Origin of the sequence: Sulfurospirillum sp. SCADC (assembly GCF_000743525.1) — a bacterium.
GTDB lineage: Bacteria > Campylobacterota > Campylobacteria > Campylobacterales > Sulfurospirillaceae > Sulfurospirillum.
This window is the reverse complement of record NZ_JQGK01000025.1, coordinates 1-20,509: the sequence shown is the minus strand read 5'-3', so window position 1 is coordinate 20,509 and position 20,509 is coordinate 1. Positions and strand designations below refer to the sequence as shown.

The window sequence follows — 20,509 nt, the reverse complement described above, 5'->3', positions numbered from 1 at the left end:
ATTCATAAAACTAGAAGGTTCACAGTATACGAGCTTAGATTATGCGAAACGGTGTGAACTGTTTTCTTAAGGCTCAACGCTTTAGCATCTTTACATGTAAGAATTCAAACAAACGTTTGACTTAAACAATGGTTTGTATTATACTTTGAGTACGAATCTCACGAAAAGGTACACAACGTGTTGAAACATGCCACTCACTTAAAACCATCCAACGCTTCCAAAGCCGCTATATTGGAGACCGCTTACAGGCTTTTTGGAGAGCGCTCTTTGGAAGATGTATCCATCAGGGAACTTGCCAAAGAAGCCAATGTCAATATCTCCTCAATTCACTACTATTATGGTAGTAAGGAAGAACTTTATTTAGCGGTTGTGAGTAATATTACAGAGATCATGGCGCAAAAAGCAGGCGAATTTACGAGTGCTTTTAATGAAGCACAAAAAGAGGGTGTAGCCTCCGATGCATTTTATATCGATTGGCTTAAACATCTTTTAGAGATGATGGCGAGAGCAATGCTAGGCAGATTGAGAAAAAACAATTACCTGCACCGCATTATTATCAGGGAGCAGATGACGCCCTCTCGGGGGTTTGAACTGTTGTACCAACAAGGGTTGGAGCCTGTATTAAGTATTTTAGACGATTTGATCGCGCGTATCAGCCAACAAGAGGTTAATGCTTCGGAAGTTAGGGCTAGAACGCATACTCTGATTGGTCAAATTGTGATATTTAGCGTCCAACAACTAACTATCACCCAACGCATGCCTTTTATACATGAAGATGAGGAAGCGAATATGGAGATGATTATTCACACAATTCTTGAGAATGTTGAGTATATTCTTTGGGGAATCGTTGCCAAAAGGGATCGCATATGAAAAAAATCATTTTACTGTTAGTGATGGTTATTTTAGTTAGTGGTGGAGGATATTACTACGTCAGTCACAAAAATGGGCAAGAAAAGCCATTGATTTTTTACGGTAACATTGAAAATCGTACGCAAGATTTATCGTTTCGGTTTTTAGGTACGATCAAAAGCATTAACAAAGATGAAGGTGAGTCTTTTACAAAGGGCGAACCTTTAGTTTTACTGGATACCACCACATTGCGTTACCAATTGGAAAATCTCAATGCACAACTCATTGCTGAAAAAGCGACGTTAGCCAAGCTTACGAAAGGGTACCGCGTTGAAGAGATCTCTCAAGCAAAAGCAAGTGTTGAAGAGACAAAAGCAGCCTTAGAAGGCGCACACGATGTTTATGTCAGGCAGCAAAAGCTTTTTAAAGTCGATGCAACAACCGAGCAAGAGTATATCACGGCTAAAACGCAATACGATAAAGCAAATGCCAGCTATGATAAAGCGCTCAGTTATTACGAAATGGTGCGAAAAGGGTATCAGGTTGAAGATATCGAAGCGCAAAATGCCAAAGTAATGGCTCTCATTGCTCAAGCCAAAAGTTTAGAACATGACATAGAGGACGCAACACTGTACGCCCCAACTAAGGGGACGGTTCTAGCGCGTTATAAAGAGCCTTCTTCCATCGTCTCTGCGGCTCAGAGTATCTTGGAAATTGCTTTGGAAGATGAGTATTGGGTTAAGGCGTATGTGGATGAACCCCTTTTAGGCAAAATCACGCAAGGCGAGACGTTGTGGGTTTACATCGATTCTAGGAAGGAGCCTTATGAAGGAAGCATCGGTTTTATCTCTCCTGTGGCAGAATTTACCCCTAAAAACATTGAGACGATGGAGCTTCGCCCCGATCTTGTGTACCGTTTTCGTGTCATTATTAAACATCCTGATTCGCATTTAAAACAAGGAATGCCTGTTACGATTAAATGTAAAAAAGATACCTAAAAATGACAATTGTCTTGGCACAACAGCTCTGTAAGAGTTTTCCTAAAGAAAAAAAACCAGCACTTCATGCGCTTGATTTTTCGATTAAATCGGGGAAAATTACAGGACTTGTAGGGCCTGATGGCGCAGGAAAAACCACACTGATACGCATGTTAGCAGGACTCTTAACACCTACTTCGGGCACATTGGAAATTTTAGGAACGCAGATGCCGTGTACGCAAAGCTCTCTTTTGCAACACATTGGGTATATGCCTCAAAAATTTGGGCTTTATGAAGATTTGAGCGTGGATGAAAATCTGAGACTTTACGCCGCTTTGCAAGATGTCGAAGCGCCAAAAGAGCGCATTCAAGAGCTATTAGATTTTACATCACTTTTAGCATTTCGTACCCGTAAAGCGGGCGCACTTTCAGGCGGTATGAAACAAAAATTAGGGCTTGCCTGTGCGTTGATCAAAAAGCCAAAGCTGTTACTACTTGATGAGCCCGGTGTCGGGGTTGATCCGATTTCTCGCATCAACCTTTGGGAGATGATCCAAGCACTTTTAAAAGAAGATGTCGCGGTATTATGGGGAACATCATACTTGGATGAGGCAGATAAGTGCGATTCGGTTATTTTGCTCAATGAAGGTGTCTGCCTCTACCAAGGCTCACCACAGAAAATGAAAGAGCCTCTTGTCGGAGAAGTCTATCTTGTTACCAACATCAGCGCCGATAAACGAAAGCTTCTCACGCACCTTTTACATGCAGAAGAAGTGATGGATGCTGTCTTGGTAGGAGCGTCAATTCGCGTTAACCTTCAAGAAGGAGCATCATTTCCTCTTGCGCATCTAAGCACATTCGATTCTGAAGCGAGTGCTGCTGTATGCTCCCCAACATTTGAAGATGCTTTTGTGCGTTTACTCGGTGTTAAAACAGCGCCAGAATCGCTCTTAGCCAATCAAATGGCGCCCAAAGAAGAGTATCAGGGGCATCTGATTGAGGCTAAAAATCTGACCAAAAAGTTTGGAAATTTTACAGCCACAGATCATATTGATTTTGAGATAGGACGTGGAGAAATTTTTGGTTTTTTAGGGCCTAATGGTGCTGGTAAATCAACAACGTTTAAGATGCTGTGTGGATTGCTTGTACCCACTGAAGGAATAGCCTTGGTTATGGGAGAAAATCTCTACACTGCAGGCGCAAAGGTGAGAGCCAACATTGGGTATATGGCGCAAAAATTTTCACTTTATGGGTCGTTAAATATCAAAAATAATTTAGAATTTTTTGCAGGAGTGTACGGACTCAGTGGCGAAAAACGCACCCAAAAGATTGAGGATATTATTGAAACCTTTGATTTTAAAGCCCATTTAGAGACCAAAGCGGACTTGCTCCCTTTGGGTCTCAAGCAGCGACTAGCCCTTGCATGTGCGCTGATGCATGAACCATCCGTTCTCTTTTTGGATGAGCCAACCAGTGGGGTTGATCCTATCACACGCAAAGAGTTTTGGACGCATATTAACGGGATCGTTAAAAAAGGTGTTTCCGTTATGGTGACAACGCACTTTATGGATGAAGCAGAGTATTGTGATCGGATTATGCTGATCTATCATGGAAAAGCCATCGCCACAGGAACCCCCGATGAGCTAAAAGAGCAAGTCTCTCGTGATGCAACGATGGAAGAGGCATTTATTGATTTGATTGAATCGTACGATAAGCGAGCAAACTCATGAATCGCAAACGGCTCTTCGCTCTTTTGCTCAAGGAAACGTTGCAAATCATGCGTGATCCTAGTGCCATTCTGATTGCCGTCATCTTGCCATTGATTTTACTGTTTTTAATGGGCTATGCCGTCTCGTTGGATGCCAAAAATATTTCTCTTGGCATTATCAATAAAAGCAATACCCAAGAGGCACATGACTTAGTCTCTTCGTTTGTTGGCTCTTCGTCGTTTAAAACGCACATTGGTTACGATAAAAAAGAGCTGATGCAACTGCTTCAAGAAAATCAACTCAAAGGTGTTTTAGAAGTGCCTACAACCTTTGGAAAGCACGACGCATATACCCTTCAAATTCTCATCGATGCCACAGAGCCCAATACAGGTGGATTGATTCAAAATTATGCCTCTAAAATTATTCGCAACTGGGCTATTGAGGAGGGAATTATGCCCTCAGCTGGCATTAGCGTTATACCTCGCTATTGGTTCAATCCTCCACTTTCCAGTCGCTACTTCTTGCTTCCAGGCTCCATCAGTGTTGTCATGACGCTGATTGGCATTTTACTCACCGCGTTAGTCATCGCAAGAGAGTGGGAGCGAGGGACGATGGAAGCGTTAATGGCAACGCCCACATCCATGATGGAGATTATCTTAGGCAAGCTTATTCCTTATTTTATTTTGGGATTAGGCTCGATGATTTTATGTTTTGTGGTGGTCTATTTTTGGTATGACATCCCTTTTAAAGGGAGTTTTGGCATCTTGTTTTTACTCAGTGCTGTTTACCTCTTTCCCTCACTGAGTATTGGTTTGCTGATCTCAACTTTGGCTAAAAATCAATTTGTTGCTGCGCAAGTTTCACTCATAGCGGGGTTTTTACCCGCCTTTTTGCTTTCAGGTTTTTTGTTTGAAATTACCAATATGCCGATTGCGCTGCAAATCTTTACCTATATCATTCCTGCTCGGTATTTTGTAGAGTCGTTGCAGACTATTTTTCTGGTGGGAAATATCCCCTCTATTTTTATCAAAGATATGGCGTGTATGTTTTTGGTCGGACTTTTCTTCTTTACGCTTGTGGTAAAAAAAACGAAGAAGGGGTTAGAATGATGGAGCGATTATTCGCACTGATTCGTAAAGAGGCTCTGGCGATAAGGAACGATAAAAAAAGTCTTTTTGTGGTGATCGTGCCACCGCTGATTCAAGTGTTGATATTCTCTTTTGCGGCAACGTTGGAGATAAAGCATATTGATTTAGCGGTTTTTGATCAAGATGGAACCCATACAAGTCAAGAATTGATTCAAAACCTCAAAGGCTCTCCTTATATCCAAAAATTGATCCGTGTTAAAAATAACCATGAGATTTCTAAGTTGATCAACACACAACAAGTATTGGCAGTGTTGGTCATTCCGAATGGTTTTGGCAAAGAAGTGTTGAGTGCCAAAGCCAATGTGCAACTGTTACTCGATGGTCGAAGATCGAACACGGCACAAATTGCAGAGGGGTATTTAAGCAGCATCGTCCAAACTTTTTTTCTGAGTAAACAACCATCCACAAGTGCGGTTACTATTCAAACGCGCTTCTTTTTTAATCCCAATTTGAGTAACTTTTGGTGGATTGTTCCCAACCTTTTTGGTTCTATTACGATGATCGTTGCGATGTTATTAACCGCTCTTTCGATTGCGAGAGAGCGAGAATTAGGAACATTTGATCAAATTCTTGTCTCTCCTCTGCGCCCGTTTGAGATTCTTATTGGAAAACTTGCACCTGCTTTGTTGATTAGCATGTTAGAATCCATCTTGATTTTGCTTTTTGCGATCTATCTTTTTGGCGTTCCGCTCGTGGGCTCGCTCGCCATTTTGTATACGGGTGTTATCGTCTTTTTGTTTTCGATTTCAGGCATTGGTCTGTTTATCTCAGCGATTTCTAACACGCAACAGCAAGCCATTTTAGGCTCCTTTGTTTTCTTGCTCCCTTCCATTTTACTCTCAGGTTTTGCAACGCCGATAGAGAATATGCCTTCATGGTTACAGCCTTTAACCGCGCTTACACCGCTTAAATATTATCTTATTCTTATCAAAGGCGTTTTTTTAAAAGACATCTCTTGGGAGATTGCGTGGACACTGATTGTACCGATGCTCTTTTTAGGAACGGTGTTTATGAGTATTACGATGATCTTTTTTCGAAGAAGATCACGTTGAAGCTTTCATAAAGTCTACTTTTAAGCCCAACTCCTATACAATTAAGCAGTATTAACCCACTTCAAAAAGGAGAGCGCATGGCAAAAAGTAAAGATATGAAAAAAGAAGTTAAGAAGAAACCCGAAAAGTCGTTGAAAGAGAAACGCGAAGAGAAAAAAGCGAAGAAAGCCTAGTCAAAAAACCATCACGAAGGATGCAAGCGTTTCCTTCGTGCCTCCTCTTTACATGTAAATATCTCAAATGATTTTTCCTTACATTATAAAAGTATCGTAAGGGCATATTAAGTACATGACTCCTATACTTCATTTTAGAATTAAAACCAAAGGAATGAGATGAAAAAAGTCGTTGTTGTCGCAACATTAACCCTCAAAGATGCCCACACGGAAGCAGGTTTTGAAGCCCTTAAAGCATTGCATGCTGCAACCCACACAGAAGACAAAGGGTGTGTACAGTACGACCTTCACAAAGACACCGAAAAATCAAACACCTACGTTTTTGTCGAAACATGGGAGAGTGAAGCCCTTTTAGCAGAGCATATGGGAAAGGCGCATTTCAAAGCATTTCAGGTGGCATTGGAAGGAAAAGTGGAGAGCAGATCGATTCAGATATTAGAAAAAATCTTATAGGAAATACCATGGAAAATCCAATCATCCACCAACTGCAAAATCGAAAATCGATCCGTCAGTTTACAGGCGAAAGTGTGAGCGAAGAAGACTTACAACGTATCTTCCAAACAGCGCAACGAGCACCTACTTCCATCAACGGGCAACAAATCAGCCTTGTTTATACACGCGATAAAGCCAAGCTAAAAGAGATCGCCAAACTGTGTAATGAACAAGCGCACATCGCCACAGCGGATGTTTTTGTGGGCATTGTCATCGACTTTAACCGCACGAGTGCGATTGTGGAGAGCATTGGGCGAAACCACATCATCGAGCAGAGTGCTGAGGGTATTATGGTGGGGGCGGTGGATGCTGGCATCATGCTTATGCAACTTCAAGTGGCTGCCGAAGCGTTGGGGTATGGCACAACCGCCATCGGCGCAGTGCGTAGCAAGTCTGATGAGATGGTCAAGTTTTTCAACCTTGCTCCCAAAACCTTTTTAGCCGTAGGATGCACCATCGGCGTTCCCACTGAAAAAGCTAAAAATGCCCCACTCAAACCACGCATCGCACTCGACACGTTTGTGATGCAAGACACATATGACAGTGAAAAAGTGCGCAAAGGTGCCTTGGCGTACGAAGCGACACTCAAAACCTTCCGCGACGCAACAGGCAGTGGTTCGATGCCAACGTATGCTGAGATCACCGCAGGGTATTATGCCGATGTTTATTACCGAAAAACAGCTAAAACGTTAGTGGCTCAGGGGTTTGCGTTTAAGGACGAATAGCCCTAAAAGGCTTACATGTAAACCTATGATTTAAACTTCGAGAGTTCATTATTGAGCGTTTCGGTGAGTTCGTGAAGGTGTTCACTTGCCCCTGCAATCTCTTCGACACTGCGTGCGTTAGTATTTGACAGTGTGCTAATCTCTTCAATATCTTTGGTAATAGTATCAATTTTATTGGATGTATCGATATAATCTTGAACTGTTTTTTGGGTGTTGGTGATAGTGCGAGCAAGAACCGTTGTAACCTCGGAAACATTGGACTGAACACTGATGGAGATGTCAGAGATTTTATTGATATTTGCTGAGTTGGTATTCATCTCAACACTGGCGCCATTGATGGATTGCGTGACGACATTGATGGTCGCATTGATTTCAACCAAAGACTTTTGGGTGCACTCGGCTAGCTTTCGCACTTCATCGGCAACAACCGCAAATCCACGCCCATGTTCACCCGCACGCGCCGCTTCAATGGCAGCATTAAGGGCTAAAAGATTGGTTTGGTCGGCGATGTCGTTGATGACATTGAGGACATTTTTCACTTCATTGGTATTGTCACTGACTAGGGTTAGTTTGTTGGCAAGTTCTATTTCATTATGAGCGGTGTTTTGAAGAAGACTTGAAAGATTTGAGACATTTTTTTCGGCTTCTTTAAGGCTTTGCGTCACTTCTTGCAACTCATTTTTAGAAATTTCTGCACTGTGGATGGATGCTTGCAGATAGGCTTTCAGTGAGGTTGCATCTGCCGTGGTTTTGGTGACGATGGATGCTTCTTCTTCAGCACGTTTACCAACATCCAAAGCAGAGATAGAGAGTTCATGCGCTACAGAAGCATTTTCAGCACTGTTGGTTTTTGCTGTTGTGATGATGGTATGAATTTTATGAATGAATTGATTGATGTTTTCACTAATCTTTCCTAGCTCATCGTTGGACTGTATGCTAAGACGTTGCGTCAAGTCGCCATCACTGCTAGAAAGGTTTTTGATAACAGTGTTAAGTCTTTCTAAAGGCTTAAATTGGACATTGAGAATGAATTGTAAAAAGGCAAGAGAGAGCAAAACCATGATGATGCCAGAAATGCCAAGGGTGATGAGCATGCTATCAATGGGAGCCGAAGCCACTTTTTTATCGATGGTGATGTAAAGAACCCAGCCATTTTCCAGTTTACTAAACGCTAAAAGCTTGTCTGCTCCATCACTCGCTTTGTACTCATAAGCACCTTTCGCATTATTTTTAACCAAAGGTGCAAGATTTTTGAGAGAGTCATTGGCTTCACAAAGAATTTTATCGATCAACTCTTTATTGGGATGAAAATTTATTTTTCCAGAAGCATCCGTTGCAAAAGCGTAGCCGCCTTGAAACTTAGTCGCGTTAATTTTCTCTACCACTTTGGTTAAATAAACATCATTGCCGATCACACCTTTTAGGACACCTTTCACAAAAACAGGAGCTGCCGCAGAAATGGTGAGTTGCCCTGTTGATGCGTCAACATAGACATCGGTGACGATAGACTTGCCTTCTGCTTTGGCTTTGATGTACCAAGGTCGTTTTCGAGGGTCATACCCTTCTCGTTGTTTAGCACCGTCACTGTAAACCATCAAACCATTCTCTTCTATGCCCATATATGCCATAGAAGCTTTGGTTTTGTGCAGGGCTGTTAAGAGGTAGGGAAGTATAGCGTTTGCATTAAATTCTTCCAAACGAGAGATGTCATCAGCACTGGTTTCTAAGACAATTTTTTGTCCATTCAGCCATGATTCTATATCTATCTTTAGTGCATTCGCTTTAGCTAATTGTGTCTGTTCTATCTCTGCAAAGAGGGCGCCTTTGGCATTGATAAAACTTAAAACTCCAAAAATAAAGAGCGATACTCCTAAAAACAGACCTGATGAAAGGGCGATTTTTTGTTTAAAGCCAAGACTCATTTGATTCCTTTAGTCCATTGACATGAAAATTTATTGTGACATTATGATACTGAGATGGAATTACCAAACTGTTACTATGGCTAAACTCTCCATGGATCAATTTAGCTATGATAATGGAAAGATAAACGTGCTATGGGAGGAAAAATGAGACGATTTTTAATGAGAATGTCTTTTGGGTTGATCCTAGCGAGTCTTGTACTCAATGCCCTCTTGGTGCTGCTGTTTTCATGGACGTACACAGCGCTCACCCAAGAGACGCTCATCGCCACGGTTCAGTTTACAAAGCCTTATGACAGCAGTGGTTTTCATATCGCCCATCTAAATGGCGAAGACGGCAAAGTGGTCGGAGACTTTAAAATCTACGGCGAACAGTGGCGCATCGATGCTAAATTTATGAAAATGAAATATTGGTCAAATCTTTTAAAACTAGACTCACGCTATGTTTTAGAGCGCTTTGAAGGGCGTTATAAAAAAAGTGAAGACCAAAACACAAAGCAAAAACTCTCGCACGATCTTGGCGAAAACACGTTGCTCGATCACTTCACCCTTCTTGGCTGGAATCCCTTCGTCGACATCGAATACGGAAGCTCCGTCTACCAAGAAATCACACTCAACCAACGCTTCGAAATCTACAAAACCCCAACAGGATTTGTGGTGCGAAGAGTTCCTTTGTCTTTAGATGCCAATACAATGAAGAGATGATTTTTTAGCTTTACATGTAAAGTTTTGGTACAATTAAATTAGATTTTATGAGAGGGGAAAAAGGTCAAAAATGATGCAAACTTCTAATTCAAACTCTCTTCAAAAAGAGGACATTTTAGCAACGCTAAGTGAGCATAAAGCCTTTTTACAAAAGACGTATGAAGTCGATAAAATAGGTCTTTTCGGTAGTTTTGTTCATGAGACGCAAACCTCACAAAGCGACATCGACATTTATGTCGAATTTAAACACAAAACCTTTCGCAATATCGCGGGGCTTTGGGTTTACCTCGAAAATCTGTACCATCGAAAAATTGACCTACTTCACAAACACAATCAAAGCAAAGGTGCCATTTTCGAGCAAATCCAAAAGGAAGTCATCTATGGATAAAGCAACAACTAAAGAGCTTTTAGACTTTATTTTGGAGAGTTTGGCACTTGTAAATAGGCGTTTTCAAAATATAAAATTAAGTGACGATTTTTTACAAAATGACGCAGGACTTGAGAAACTTGATGCCATTGCAATGCGTCTTTAATCCATTGGCGAAGCACTCAAAAACCTAATGAAACGCGAAAAAGAGCTTTTGCTAAACGTCGCTGATGAGACGTATTGGAGTGAGATTATCAAAACACGTGATTTTATTTCGCATCATTATGTGGCGATTGATGCGGAAATTGTTTTTGATATTTGCAGAAATGAAGTGGAAGAGTTGGAGCGGAAAATTTTGAAATTGCGAAATCGAGTCTAAGGTATTTCTATTGAGCTATCTAACAACTATTGGTACTTATGTTGTAGATTTTATGATGTTTACTTTATTTCTCTTAGTGCATCTATTTCCCATTTTGCAAGGTTATTGGAGCTTAAAATATTTAGAACAAAAACAAAAAGATTCTAATACCGTTTATTACATAATCATTTTTTCATTAATTCCTACGGGTCTTTATCTTTACATTACGTATATTGCTTTAACATGTAGTGGCGGTGGTTGTTTTAGTGGATTATTTTATATGGCATCACTTTATCCTGCATTGATATGTGTTATTATAAATTTGCTTTATTGGGTGTTTATTAAATTTAGATATAAATAACTGCAAAGAAATTAATGTTGATTTCCGCTAAAATACCTCCTCCAAAAAATCTTTACATGTAAAGCAAGGAATTTAATTTTATGAACCCACTTATTCCCATTTTAGTCCATAAAACAGGCATTGCCAAAGAAAATATCATTAACATTTTAAAGCTGTTAGAAGAGGGTTCGACGATTCCTTTTATTGCACGTTACCGTAAGGAGATGACGGGTGGGGCAAGCGATGAGCAGCTTCGGGAGTTTGATAGCATTTATGCGTATGCGAAAAAATTGCATGATCGCAAAGAGGAAATTTTACGGCTGATTGCGGAGAAAGTCGAAGTGAACGATGAGGTGAAAAAAACGGTTGAGAAGGCGCAAACACTTCAATATTTGGAAGATATTTACAGACCGTATAAAGAGAAGAAAAACACGCGTGCCGCGGTGGCGATTGTGGCTGGGTTGACGCCTTTGGCGGACATTTTAGAGCGCTCCGAGTTAGAGCTTGAAGCGTTTGAAAAAAAGGCGCAGAGTTTTGTGAGAGACACGATTAAAAGCGTGAAAGAGGCGATAGCGGGGGCGCAAGACATCATCGCGGAGCGTTACAGTGATGATGCGAAAGAGCGAGAGTATTGGCGGTCACAACTGCATGATTACGCTTCGTTTGAGATCAAAGCTACTAAAACGCTCAAAGCGGATGGACTTTACGTCAAATTGGCAGGCAAAGCCGAGAAAATCGCCTCTATTCCTTCACACCGTTATCTTGCGATGATGCGAGGTGTGAGCGAAAAAGAGTTATATGTAAAGATACTGCACGACATGGAGCGTGTGGAAAGTGCGATAGAGCGTTACCGCATTCCTCGCAATGCCAAAAGTTCTAAAAGTTATCTTTTGGAAGCCTATTTGGATGGGTTTAAACGACTTTTGTTTCCCTCGTTGGAGCGCGAAATTCATGCTTTGATTAAAGAAAAAGCCGATACACAGGCGATTGCGACGTTTGGGAAAAATCTCTCCCAACTTTTAAACACGCCGCCCGTCACCAAGCGCGTGATTTTGGGTGTTGACCCAGCGTATCGCACGGGGTGTAAACTTGCTGTGGTGGATGAACACGGCACGTACGTGACCCACGCGGTCATCTACCCGACACCGCCACAAAGTGACTATGAAAAGTCTGCCAAAGTCATCAAAGAGTTTACGCAGAAGTACCACATCACCGCTGTGGCGATTGGCAATGGCACGGGTTCGCGTGAAAGCCAAGAGTTTTTTGCCAGACTTAACCGCGAAGAGGGGTTGAACCTTGCCTATACGGTGGTCTCCGAAGCGGGCGCTTCCATCTACTCCGCTTCTAAAATAGCCACCGAAGAGTACCCGAACCTTGATGTGACGATACGAGGAGCGATTTCCATCGCGCAACGTCTGCGTGACCCGATGGCAGCACTCGTGAAGATCGACCCAAAATCGCTAGGCATTGGGCAATACCAACACGATGTCGACCAAAAACAGTTGGAGAAAAAACTGAGTGAAGTCATCGAAGATTTGGTGAATCGCATCGGTGTTGACCCTAACAGCGCGTCCATCTCTTTGCTTTCCTATGTGGCGGGGGTTGGTGCGAAACTTGCCAAAGCGATTGTTGAGCACCGTGAAAGCAAAGGAGCCTTTACATGTAAAAGCGAACTCTTACATGTAAAAGGTTTGGGGGCGAAAGCCTACGAGCAATGCGCAGGATTTTTCCGTATTCGTGAGGGCAAAAGTGTGCTCGATAACACCGGTGTTCACCCTGAGAGTTATGCCATCGCGCAGAAGCTTTTAGCGCGCGCTGATTTGGCAACGCTTTCCAAAGAGCAAATCATTGCGTTAGCCAAAGAGCAGGGCATCGGTGAGGCGACGCTTCAAGACATCATCGCGGAGCTTCTCAAACCTGGGTTTGACCCAAGAGAGAGCCTACCGCCGATTGCGTTTCGCTCCGATCTGACGGATATTAGTGAGCTCAGTGAGGGTTCTATCGTCTCGGGCGTGGTGCGAAACATTGCCGATTTTGGGGCATTTGTAGACATTGGGCTTAAAAATGACGGACTGATTCACATCTCGCAAATGAGCGATAAACGCATTGCGCATCCGTTAGAAGTTTTGAGCATCAATCAACAACTCACACGCATTCGCGTTCTTGAAGTCGATAAAGAAAAAGGCAAAGTGAGCCTGAGTCTTAAAGAGATTTAGGCGTTACATGTAAAGCTTAGCGTTGAGAGAGTGTTTTCGCAAGCGCTCTTCGAATGCGCTCGTATTGCCCATCAATAGGGTGTCCTTGGGATTCAAGAGCGATCAGTGATTTTTCGGTTTCGCCAAAACGCCGCTCCCAAACATAGATCTCTTTTTGTTTATTGGAAAGGGTGAGTTCGAGTTCTTTGAGTGCTTTTTGGTGACGGGTTTTTTGGTTTAAAATCGAGTCCTCTTTTCGGTAAAGTTGTGCCAATAAACTTCTGCGATCAAAATTTTTCTCCTCGCCATTTTCTAAAAACTTTACCTCTTTTGCATCGTTTGTTTCAAGTTTTTCGAGCGTTGCGCGCGTTTGATCGGCTTTTTCATCGGCATCTTTGAGCCCAAGGTGCTCTTTTTTGATCTGTTGGCTGATCTCTTTGGCTTCATTGCGGAGGTGGTCGAGTTTTTTCTTGATCACGGCAATATCATTGCGTCTATCGTACAGCGCTTGTTTGGACTTTTTAAATTGAATCATCGTTGAGCGGATCGTCGTCATATTCCACGCACGTTTGCTCTCATCTAAAATAGGATTTGGTTTGTAACGGTTGCCTTTTGCATCGATGGTTTCGTGAATACCAAAGTGACTGAGAAAATCAATAGCCTTTTTCTCTTGGTTTGAAAAGTGCAACAAAATATCCTCCGCGACCAGAAGCATCATATCTTCAAACACTTCACGTAAAATAGCGTAGCTAAGTCCACGGATACTGCGTAAATCCTCAAGCTCGCTCGCTTCGATGACTGCGATGTCGGCGAGGTTGACAAAGGTGGGAATAAAAAGATTTTTGAATTCCATCGGGTTTATTTTTTTAATATTGAGCGTACTTTCGATGGCAAAAGGAAGTAGGGCGAGTAAACGCTCTTTATGTTCATCATTGGGGAAAAACTGCTTTTTGTAGGCTTCAAGTGTTTCAAGTGGAATGCCGCACGCTCGACGGTCGGTACAATTCTCAGGAAGGGTAACTTGAAAATAGCGCTTGATGTAGATTTCATCGATTGTGCAGATAAAAAGATCCGAGGCATTCAGATCGACTTTATTGGCAAATTTTTCGTGTAAAACATCAATATACGACGTATAGCGTTTGGGAAGTTTACAATGCTCTAGGGCAGAGATAATCGGTTCAAGATCTTCTTCTTCAAAACGGTAAAGCACATCCAAAAAAAGGTAACGATTGGGATCAAACTCCGCTAAAAATTGATCAATGACGGTTTCGACGTGATTAAATGATTCTTCCATGACTTCCCTGTTGACACAAAATCGGTCTTATTGTATCCAAAAAGAATAAAATTCTGATAACTTATTTCATATTCTTCAGATGTTCGATACAGGCGTAACCCATCGCTAAAATACTCTCTTTGGAGTTTCCTCCAAGATGCGGTGTGCAGACAAGATTGGGAAGGTCGATCAGCTCCCAATCTTGCGTTGGTTCTACCAAGAAGGCTTCCAGTCCCGCTCCAGCGATTTCGCCCGTTTTGAGTGCCACTTTAAGTGCTTCTTCATCGATGATGCCGCCGCGTGCGGTGTTGATGATAAACGCACTTTTTTTCATTGCTTTAAATTCATCGGTTGAAAAGAGGTTTTGACTTCCAGAAGTGAGCGGCAGATGAATAGAGATGATGTCGGCTTCTTCTAAGATGCGCTCTTTGCTTGCGAACGTGATGCCATATTTGTGAGCTTCCTCTGCATTTTGCGTACGGTTGCAGACGAGAATTTTGCAGTGAAAAGGGCTTAAAAGCTCAATCAGACGTTTGGCGATGTTTCCAAAGCCAAAAAGACCGATGGTTTTACCACTCAGCTCACTTCCCCCGTTCACTTTCCACGTGTGCTGTTTCAAAAGTGTGGTTGCAACATGAAGGTTGCGGATGAGCGAGAGCATCAACGAAAGGGTGATCTCAGCGACTGAATTGCTGTTGGTTCCACCACTCCAACCCAGTTTTACCCCTCTTTTTTGCATCGCATCAAGGTCAAGATTGTCCAGTCCGACTCCGTAACGTGAGAGGATTTTAAGCTTTGGGCACGCGCTTAATATCTCATCGTCGATCACTTCACGCCCAACAATCGCCCCATCGACATCGTGTAAAAAAGCGATCATATCTTCTTTGGTTTTAAGCGTGTTGTCCGCATTGTGTTTGACCTCTTGGAAATGAAAGGTAAGCTCGTTCATCAGCTCACGTGAGCGCGAAAAAAGAGGGGTAATCACGGCAATTTTCATGGAATTTTCCTTTTACATGTAAAGCGTCTAATGTGAAAAAGTATAGCATGCTTTTTTCAAACTTTCGTGAGAAGATTGATCATTTTTTGTTAATCTGCTATTTACTTTGAAAAGATACAATCAGAGAATTATTATCAACAAAGGAATTCTATGAAACAAGTTCTACTTCTCATCGCGCTTATTTTGCCTTTTGGACTGTTTGCTGACACGTTAAAAGAGGGCTTGCCGATTCAAGCGCCTGTTATTAAAGATCAGTTTGAAAAAGCGGTTAACATTACACCACAAACCAAGCAGATTATCATCGCTTACACCAAATCTCAAGGCGATGGGATGAAAGCTTTTTTTGAAGCCAATCCAAATTATCTCAGTGAGCATAATGCGTTGTACTTTATGGATGCCACCGCTGTACCAAGTCTTGTTATGAGTATGTTTATGATGCCAAAATTTAAGAAATACACGTATGGTATCGGCATTATTGACAACGACAAAGATGCGGCATATTTTCCTAAAAAAGAGGATAAACTAACGGTGATTAGCCTTGATAATCTAAGCGTTACTGCGATTGATTTCAAAGAAAAACTCTAACAAAGTGGGGAAGTGAATTTCACTTCTCCTGTTCTTTCAAAAGCCTATTTTCTTCATCGCTAAAGATACGCGAACGTGTGATAAACTGATACCCTTCATCGATCTCCAATGAAAAAGAGTTGCCAAAAGCGGCTTTTTCTTCTTTCACATCTAAGACAATTTGAGAGTAACGAAAGTATTCAAATTGGTCTTTATCGATAAAAAATTCGCATCCTCCTACTTCTCCCATTTTGATATTGTGGGAAGGAACATGAAAATCTTTTTTTTCATAGCACATCGGTGCCGTGCCATCGCAGCAACCACCACTTTGGTTAAAGACCAGTTCGCCATACTCTTTTTTAAGCATTTCGATAACTTTAAGCGCTTCAGATGTTGCCGAAAGACGATGTATTGTCATGTTAGCTCCTTTCAAAGAGAGGTGCATGGGCTTTGGTGCCCATGCGTTAGTGCAGTCTAAAAAAATCCAAGTTTATTTTTATTGTAAGACGTCAAAATATTTTTGGTATGTCTGTAAGCATTAAGCATCATCATGTGTGTCTCACGACCGATACCTGATTTTTTATACCCACCAAAAGAGGCATGAGATGGGTAGAGATGGTAGCAGTTGACCCACACACGTCCGGCTTCAATACCTCGTGACATGCTGTGGAGTTGATGTGCGTCTCTTGACCACACACCTGAACCTAGACCGTAGATCGTATCATTGGCGATGGCAAGCGCTTCGGCTTCATCTTTAAACGTTGTCACACAAAGAACGGGCCCAAAAATCTCTTCTTGGAAGATGCGCATTTTATTGTGACCTTTGAAGATGGTAGGTTGGATGTAATTGCCTTTTGGGAAGGTTTTATTTTTATACTCCGCTCCACCGATGAGGCATTCAGCGCCTTCTTCCTTACCAATGCGAATATACTCTAAGATTTTCTCTTTTTGGTTGACCGAAGCTTGCGCTCCCATTTTCGTCGTTGGATCGAGTGGGTTTTCTTGGGTGATCGCTTTAACGCGCTCTAAAACACGTTTCATAAACGGCTCATAGATAGATTCTTGAATCAATGCGCGTGATGGGCATGTGCAGACTTCGCCGCTGTTAAAGGCAAAGAGCACCAACCCTTCAATCGCTTTGTCAAAAAATTCATCGTCTTTTGCCATGATAGATTCAAAGAAAACGTTAGGCGATTTACCACCAAGTTCCAAGGTAGAAGGAATGATGTTTTCAGTGGCGTATTGCATGATAAGCTGACCTGTCGTCGTCTCACCCGTAAAGCCTACTTTTTTGATGTCAGGGTGCGTTGCAAGATGCTTGCCGATTTTCCCGCCTGCACCGTTAATGATGTTCACGACACCTTTTGGTAACACATCTTGAATGGTTTCCATTAAAAGGAGGATTGACATTGGGGTTGCACTCGCTGGTTTTAAAACAACGCAGTTACCAGCGGCAATGGCAGGAGCGATTTTCCATGCTGCCATCAAAAGAGGGAAGTTCCATGGAATGATTTGCGCGACAACACCCAAAGGTTCGTGAATCTCTTGTGAAATGGTATTTTCATCAAGGTCTGCCACGGTTCCAGCTTCTGCGCGAATGACCGAAGCAAAGTATCTGAAATGATCGATCACTAAAGGAACATCTGCATTTAGCGTTTCGCGAACGGCTTTACCGTTGTCAAGTGTCTCAGCAATCGCGAGCGCTTCGAGGTTTGCTTCGATTTTATCTGCAATTTTATTGAGGAGTGTACTTCGCTCGATGACGGAAGTATGTCTGTAGGTTTCAAACGCCTTGACACCCGCAGCAACGGCGGCATCAACATCAGCTGTAGAAGAGCGTGGAATTTTTGTTAAAAGTTCGCCATCAACGGGTGAGAGGTTGTCAAAATATTCACCACTAAGAGGTGGAACCCATTCCCCACCAATAAAGTTTTCATAACGCGGTTTGTATGTCGGTCTAGAATATGCCATTTTTGCACCTTTCTTAATAGAGTTAAAAGATAATAATTATCTTTATGTACACTCTATTCCAGTAAGCTTTAACAACAAAGACAATGGGTAAATTAACTATTTTTTTTAGATTGCATTAATCTTCATTCGCAGGTATTTTAGGCATGCTTCAAAGTTTTCAGCAATCACCGTATGCGAAAACATCAGATTGTGGGTGAGTCCAAAATCTTCAATCGTTATACCCAAAGCATCGCAATGAGAATCTCCTAAACCAAGAATGGATTGCGTTTTCTCTTTAAGCGTACGAAGATCTGCGGAATAAGCCATTTAGCCACAGATAAACTATCTGTTTGCAGAGAAATAACGATTTTTTTGCAAATAGAGATACCGCACTTTGAGACCTTTCAAGTGAAAAGTGCAACAAAAAGTGCAACATTTTAAAATTCTAAGCTCTGGAAAGTCGATATATAGGGGGTTTTAGAAAAAAGTGGTGCGGATAAAGAGACTCGAACTCCCATGCCTCTCGGCACCAGATCCTAAGTCTATTTTTTATCATTTTTCATGTTTTCTTAAACTCTTTCATTTTCTATAAAAATACCTATTTTTAGGGCTTTTTATATAGTTGTTATTTTTCATATAACACTATCTAATTTCATTATTTTTCAATTTTTGTAGTAAAAATTGTAGTAAAAATTATGTATTTTGGAAAGTCAATTTATAAGTTTGCTTATTTTATGATTCAAGGTGTGTTACATTCAAGTTTTTTTTACAAATATTTTTAAAAGATTCTCCGCAATGTCTTCTTTACCTCTAACCTTCTTTAGCTCTTCAACTACAATAGAAATATTATTAAAAATATTATCACTAACTTCAACTTTTTCTTCTTCAACGAATCCAGCTAATGATTTAATATCATCAAAATGTTTTTGTTGACTTCTCGTATCTCCAGCTTCTTTATAGTTTACATATGCTAATGCTTTTAATGCAATCAGAGCTTCTGGCGCAGCAATTGATAAATTTGAATAATCGATACGGAAATGTTCTATTAACTCTCTATAGTCACTATTAAATACGATGGCACTTACGTAAGCATAATGTTCAGTCCCATATATACGTTCAAATCTCAGTTCAGGTTTTTCTAGATCTTGAATTGTAAAAAGTTCAATCATTTCTGGTGCTTCTCTGTTTATAGGAGTTTTAAATTGATAGAGTATCCTCTCCCCTTCTTTATATTTGCCTTTAAATTGGTAATCAACTTCATTGATATATTGAACAAAACGATCGACAAATTTGCTATTTTCAGCTTCGTCAAGTACAATTAAATCGATATCTTTAGTAGCTTTTGATGTGGAGCCATAGCGTCGCTGATTTAACGCGGTAGCAATTCCCCCTATGATAATATAGTCTTTCTCAAATCCTTTAAAATATTGGGAAAAATGAAGTAATCCTTGTACTATATCGTGTTCCACCCATACTCCCTTTTGATTGACTTTAATAGTGCTTCAATAGAATCATTTACTCTCATATCATCATCGTTAGATTCTCTCAAACTTAAATAAAGAGAAATTGGATCTACATATCTTTCTTCAGCATTTGTATTGTAAGAAGGCATAAATGTGACTATTTCTAGAGGATCATAGTACCATTGTTGTAGTTCAATATATTCTTCATAATAACGTGCTGAATAATGTAAGCGATCCCATAAAGGATTTTTCATTTCTAGATAAGAAAGAGCAAGTGTAGTTTTGTCTACAATAAGATTATAAGGATGAAGTGCACTTTCTCCTGCAAAAAGATGATAGTTTTTACCAATAACTCGTTCGTAATCTTCACTCTTAATAAAAGTTATGTCTTTTATAGGTGTTCTCATTTGTAAAAGGATTTCTTCAAAAGAAATGTGTTTATTAAGCTGAAAGACTTTTCGTTTACTAAATTCTTCAGTGCTCTCAATTAACCCTAAATTATATAATGTATTTATATGTCTGTATAAAGTGGCTGTGCTTTGTTTGAAAAATGATTTTAGACTATCTATATCAAATGATTCATAATTTTTTTGATTATATAGCATGTAAAGCAATACTGGTTGGGCAGATACATTTAAGTTTTTCTTGCTTTTATGTTGTTTTATTTTGTTGTCTTGAAAACACAACATGGGAAAAAGATATATTATATCATTTGAGATGAAAGAAATATGGGCTTTAATTAATTGATCTTTTATCGGAGTTGAGATTTTTTCAGAGATATAAACAATAGGTTTTTTAGATTGTTCTTGAACCATTTTTATACGTTTGAATGATTCTTCTTCTGGATTTTTAGAAATAAGTCCTATGAACTCAATCAGCTCGATTTTCAAAGGTTTTATATCATATTCATAACGAATAATTGGAAGAACTTTTATTTCATCTGTAGATGAATAATATGATGCCGATAAGCCAAATTTAGCTTTCAGTGAATCAAAAAGGTTAGATATGTCTTTAGTTTCCATAATCTTATAATAACATAAAAATACTATTTTTTCACTATAATTAAAAAAATATAGAATTAATGATAATTTAAGTATAAAACGATACTTTTTAATCAATATTACCCAAACTGCTAGTTAAACAGTAGAGCTTTTTTGTCATCAGCAAGCTTCAAAAAACAATTGATAGCATAAGCAGTGATGAAAAGTTTGAGCTTGGTTAAGAAGCCACCAATGGTTGTAGCCTTAATGACT

The 20,509-nt window shown here is 40.6% G+C and carries 21 protein-coding genes and 1 pseudogene; 13 read left to right on the top strand and 9 right to left on the bottom strand.

Annotation, left to right across the window (positions count from 1 at the left end; all coding sequences use genetic code 11):
- Positions 1 to 177: 177 nt before the first annotated feature.
- From JU57_RS13175 to JU57_RS13145, 7 genes are all read left to right on the top strand, one after another.
- Positions 178 to 870: a CerR family C-terminal domain-containing protein gene (locus JU57_RS13175; protein ID WP_037962053.1), complete on the top strand. Its 693-nt coding sequence runs from the start codon at positions 178 to 180 to the stop codon at positions 868 to 870.
- Positions 867 to 1,847, top strand: coding sequence for an HlyD family efflux transporter periplasmic adaptor subunit (locus JU57_RS13170; RefSeq protein ID WP_037962051.1), 981 nt, complete (start codon positions 867 to 869; stop codon positions 1,845 to 1,847). Before JU57_RS13175 ends, JU57_RS13170 begins: the two co-directional genes overlap by 4 nt.
- A 2-nt stretch (positions 1,848 to 1,849) precedes the next feature.
- Positions 1,850 to 3,556, top strand: coding sequence for an ATP-binding cassette domain-containing protein (locus JU57_RS13165; RefSeq protein ID WP_037962049.1), 1,707 nt, complete (start codon positions 1,850 to 1,852; stop codon positions 3,554 to 3,556).
- The gene (locus tag JU57_RS13160; protein ID WP_037962048.1) at positions 3,553 to 4,644 is read left to right on the top strand and encodes an ABC transporter permease; all 1,092 of its coding nucleotides are present in this window, start codon (positions 3,553 to 3,555) and stop codon (positions 4,642 to 4,644) included. Before JU57_RS13165 ends, JU57_RS13160 begins: the two co-directional genes overlap by 4 nt.
- On the top strand, positions 4,641 to 5,735 hold the full coding sequence (locus tag JU57_RS13155) for an ABC transporter permease (protein WP_037962046.1): 1,095 nt from the start codon (positions 4,641 to 4,643) through the stop codon (positions 5,733 to 5,735). Before JU57_RS13160 ends, JU57_RS13155 begins: the two co-directional genes overlap by 4 nt.
- Before the next feature lie 332 nt (positions 5,736 to 6,067).
- The gene (locus JU57_RS13150; RefSeq protein WP_037962044.1) at positions 6,068 to 6,361 is read left to right on the top strand and encodes a putative quinol monooxygenase; all 294 of its coding nucleotides are present in this window, start codon (positions 6,068 to 6,070) and stop codon (positions 6,359 to 6,361) included.
- A gap of 8 nt (positions 6,362 to 6,369) precedes the next feature.
- Entirely contained in the window at positions 6,370 to 7,125 is a 756-nt protein-coding gene (locus JU57_RS13145) for a nitroreductase family protein (RefSeq protein WP_037962042.1), read from the top strand.
- Between the two features lie 23 nt (positions 7,126 to 7,148).
- On the opposite strand, the gene JU57_RS13140 is transcribed toward JU57_RS13145, so the two are convergent.
- The gene (locus JU57_RS13140; RefSeq protein ID WP_037962040.1) at positions 7,149 to 9,047 is read right to left on the bottom strand and encodes a methyl-accepting chemotaxis protein; all 1,899 of its coding nucleotides are present in this window, start codon (positions 9,045 to 9,047) and stop codon (positions 7,149 to 7,151) included.
- 144 nt (positions 9,048 to 9,191) lie between these two features.
- On the opposite strand from JU57_RS13140, the gene JU57_RS13135 reads away from it, so the two are divergent.
- The 5 genes from JU57_RS13135 to JU57_RS13115 all read left to right on the top strand — a co-directional run bounded on the left by JU57_RS13135 (position 9,192) and on the right by JU57_RS13115 (position 13,030).
- A complete protein-coding gene (locus tag JU57_RS13135) occupies positions 9,192 to 9,749 on the top strand; it encodes a hypothetical protein (RefSeq protein WP_037962059.1) in 558 nt (185 codons plus the stop codon).
- A gap of 73 nt (positions 9,750 to 9,822) precedes the next feature.
- On the top strand, positions 9,823 to 10,137 hold the full coding sequence (locus JU57_RS13130) for a nucleotidyltransferase (protein WP_037962057.1): 315 nt from the start codon (positions 9,823 to 9,825) through the stop codon (positions 10,135 to 10,137).
- The gene (locus tag JU57_RS14190) at positions 10,130 to 10,282 is read left to right on the top strand and encodes a hypothetical protein (RefSeq protein WP_294877460.1); all 153 of its coding nucleotides are present in this window, start codon (positions 10,130 to 10,132) and stop codon (positions 10,280 to 10,282) included. Before JU57_RS13130 ends, JU57_RS14190 begins: the two co-directional genes overlap by 8 nt.
- A gap of 3 nt (positions 10,283 to 10,285) precedes the next feature.
- Positions 10,286 to 10,495 carry a HepT-like ribonuclease domain-containing protein gene (locus JU57_RS14185; protein WP_294877466.1) on the top strand — a complete coding sequence of 70 codons (210 nt, stop codon included), beginning with the start codon at positions 10,286 to 10,288 and terminating at the stop codon, positions 10,493 to 10,495.
- A gap of 420 nt (positions 10,496 to 10,915) precedes the next feature.
- Positions 10,916 to 13,030 carry a Tex family protein gene (locus JU57_RS13115; RefSeq protein ID WP_037962036.1) on the top strand — a complete coding sequence of 705 codons (2,115 nt, stop codon included), beginning with the start codon at positions 10,916 to 10,918 and terminating at the stop codon, positions 13,028 to 13,030.
- 16 nt (positions 13,031 to 13,046) lie between these two features.
- On the opposite strand, the gene JU57_RS13110 is transcribed toward JU57_RS13115, so the two are convergent.
- The gene (locus JU57_RS13110) at positions 13,047 to 14,303 is read right to left on the bottom strand and encodes a hypothetical protein (protein ID WP_051906899.1); all 1,257 of its coding nucleotides are present in this window, start codon (positions 14,301 to 14,303) and stop codon (positions 13,047 to 13,049) included.
- A 61-nt stretch (positions 14,304 to 14,364) separates the two neighbouring features.
- Positions 14,365 to 15,279: a phosphoglycerate dehydrogenase gene (locus tag JU57_RS13105; protein WP_037962034.1), complete on the bottom strand. Its 915-nt coding sequence runs from the start codon at positions 15,277 to 15,279 to the stop codon at positions 14,365 to 14,367.
- Between the two features lie 150 nt (positions 15,280 to 15,429).
- Between JU57_RS13105 and JU57_RS13100 the strand changes: the two genes are divergently transcribed.
- Complete coding sequence (locus tag JU57_RS13100; RefSeq protein WP_037962032.1) at positions 15,430 to 15,864, top strand: hypothetical protein; 435 nt, start codon at positions 15,430 to 15,432, stop codon at positions 15,862 to 15,864.
- A 19-nt stretch (positions 15,865 to 15,883) separates the two neighbouring features.
- Here the strand turns inward: JU57_RS13100 and JU57_RS13095 are convergent, their stop codons facing one another.
- The 6 genes and pseudogenes from JU57_RS13095 to JU57_RS14180 form a co-directional block, all read right to left on the bottom strand.
- Positions 15,884 to 16,261, bottom strand: a complete 378-nt coding sequence (locus JU57_RS13095; RefSeq protein ID WP_037962030.1) for a DUF779 domain-containing protein — start codon at positions 16,259 to 16,261, stop codon at positions 15,884 to 15,886.
- A gap of 56 nt (positions 16,262 to 16,317) precedes the next feature.
- The gene (locus tag JU57_RS13090; protein ID WP_037962028.1) at positions 16,318 to 17,814 is read right to left on the bottom strand and encodes an aldehyde dehydrogenase family protein; all 1,497 of its coding nucleotides are present in this window, start codon (positions 17,812 to 17,814) and stop codon (positions 16,318 to 16,320) included.
- 105 nt (positions 17,815 to 17,919) lie between these two features.
- Positions 17,920 to 18,120: a hypothetical protein gene (locus JU57_RS13085; RefSeq protein WP_037962026.1), complete on the bottom strand. Its 201-nt coding sequence runs from the start codon at positions 18,118 to 18,120 to the stop codon at positions 17,920 to 17,922.
- A 428-nt stretch (positions 18,121 to 18,548) separates the two neighbouring features.
- A complete protein-coding gene (locus JU57_RS13080; protein WP_037962024.1) occupies positions 18,549 to 19,262 on the bottom strand; it encodes a nucleotidyl transferase AbiEii/AbiGii toxin family protein in 714 nt (237 codons plus the stop codon).
- The gene (locus JU57_RS13075; protein ID WP_294877455.1) at positions 19,247 to 20,278 is read right to left on the bottom strand and encodes a hypothetical protein; all 1,032 of its coding nucleotides are present in this window, start codon (positions 20,276 to 20,278) and stop codon (positions 19,247 to 19,249) included. The genes JU57_RS13080 and JU57_RS13075 overlap by 16 nt, the downstream gene beginning before the upstream one ends.
- Before the next feature lie 110 nt (positions 20,279 to 20,388).
- A pseudogene (locus JU57_RS14180) lies at positions 20,389 to 20,509 on the bottom strand (IS982 family transposase); the annotation flags it as partial.